The 1,482-nt window shown below is 70.4% G+C and carries 2 protein-coding genes; both read right to left on the bottom strand.

Annotated elements, in window-relative coordinates:
• Positions 1-124: 124 nt before the first annotated feature.
• The gene (locus ACWD4B_RS35720; RefSeq protein ID WP_451424673.1) at positions 125-703 is read right to left on the bottom strand and encodes a PH domain-containing protein; all 579 of its coding nucleotides are present in this window, start codon (positions 701-703) and stop codon (positions 125-127) included.
• Positions 704-727: 24 nt separating this feature from the next.
• The gene (locus tag ACWD4B_RS35715; protein ID WP_451424672.1) at positions 728-1,336 is read right to left on the bottom strand and encodes a class F sortase; all 609 of its coding nucleotides are present in this window, start codon (positions 1,334-1,336) and stop codon (positions 728-730) included.
• Positions 1,337-1,482 lie beyond the last annotated feature (146 nt).

Genomic DNA, 1,482 nt, shown 5'->3' with positions numbered 1-1,482 from the left:
CTGAACTTTTTACGGCGGTCTGTTCCACGCGAGGGTGCCCCGCCCTCTCGCCGCAAAAAGTTTTTACGTCCCTCTCCAGGACCCGTCCCGCTCCCACCCCACCCCCTCACGTCACAACAGGTGGTCAGCCGAGAGCGACGAGAACCGCGAAGACCGCCAACCCCACGGCCGACGGCACGATCACCTCGTACGCCCAGCGCACCGCAGGGGTGCCGTCCCGCTCGGCGAAACGTTCGGCCAGCTCGCGGAGGTCGTCGATCGCCTGGTCGGAGGACGCCTTGCCCGGCGCCTCCGTCGGCAGGGAGAGCCCCTCCGCAGCCCCGCGGGCCGCGCGCCGCGCGGCCCGCTTCCGCTGGCGCAGCGACACCGGGATCGCCCAGAGCTGGTACTTCTTCCCCCCGGCCAGCACCTCGCTCGAGTACCCCGCACGGATGTGCTCCACGCTCCCCCACGGCAGGGTGATCGTGCGGAACGGATTCCGCACCAGCAGCCGTTCCTCGCCGGCCCACACCGCCGGGCGCAACGTGAACGCGATCACCAGCGGCACCACGCACAGCAGTGCCGCCAGCGCGAGCCACGGCGTCCGTCCCGCACCGCGCAGCAGCGCGTCACCGCCGAGCCAGGCGGCCAGGGCCAGCAGCAGGACGCCACCGGCGATACCGGCGGGAGAGCGGTAGCACCGGTCCTTCGGGGTACTCGTCATGGCGCCGATTCTGCCTGAGGCGTTCTACGGGCGCGGGCCCGCGGTCAGGTCGGCGTAGACGACGATGTTGTCGGGCCGGTGCCCGTCGCGCAGCGCACCGCCGCAGGTGATCACCCGCAGCTCGGGACGCCGGGTATTGCCGTAGACCTTCTTGGTCGGAAAGTGCTTCTTGTCCACCTGCTCCAGCTCCCGCACGGTGAAGGTGGCGGTGGACCCGTCAGCCCGATCGACGACGATCGGATCCCCGACCTTGATCTTCTCGACGTCCTTGAGGACGGCCGGCCCCTCCACGGTGTCGTAGTGCCCGATGAGCACGGCGGGCCCGGTCTGGCCCGGGGTGACGCCCTTGTCGTACCACCCGATGCGCTCGGCCTGCGCGACGGACGGCACCTGGACGGTCCCGTCATCGGCAAGCCCGAGATCGAGGATGGGCGAGGCGTCCACGGAGGCGGCCGGTATCCGCACCCGAACGGGCTTGGAAGCCGCCATCGGGGCAACGCTGTCGGTGGCCCGGGGTGCGGCAGTGGCGACAACCTCGGCACCGGCCTTGGGCACATGGGTGCTGCTACTGCAGGCGGCGAGCCCGCCCCCCACCACAAGGGCGAGCAGCACAGCGGCGGGACGGCGGATCATACGAACTCCCAGCAGAGGCAAGGGCATTGGGGTGACGCGAGGGGGTGGGGCGGGAGCGGGACGGGTCCTGGAGAGGGACGTAAAAACTTTTTGCGGCGAGAGGGCGGGGCACCCTCGCGTGGAACAGACCGCCGTAAAAAGTTCAG

The sequence above is a fragment of the Streptomyces sp. NPDC002536 genome (genome assembly GCF_053594995.1).
Note: the sequence above shows the minus strand (reverse complement) of the source record. Positions and strands in the feature narration are given on the sequence as shown.

Coding starts and splice junctions, on each gene's coding strand:
- ACWD4B_RS35720 (WP_451424673.1), bottom strand. CDS start 703: ATGACGAGTACCCCGAAGGACCGGTGCTACCGCTCTCCCGCCGGTATC.
- ACWD4B_RS35715 (WP_451424672.1), bottom strand. CDS start 1,336: ATGATCCGCCGTCCCGCCGCTGTGCTGCTCGCCCTTGTGGTGGGGGGC.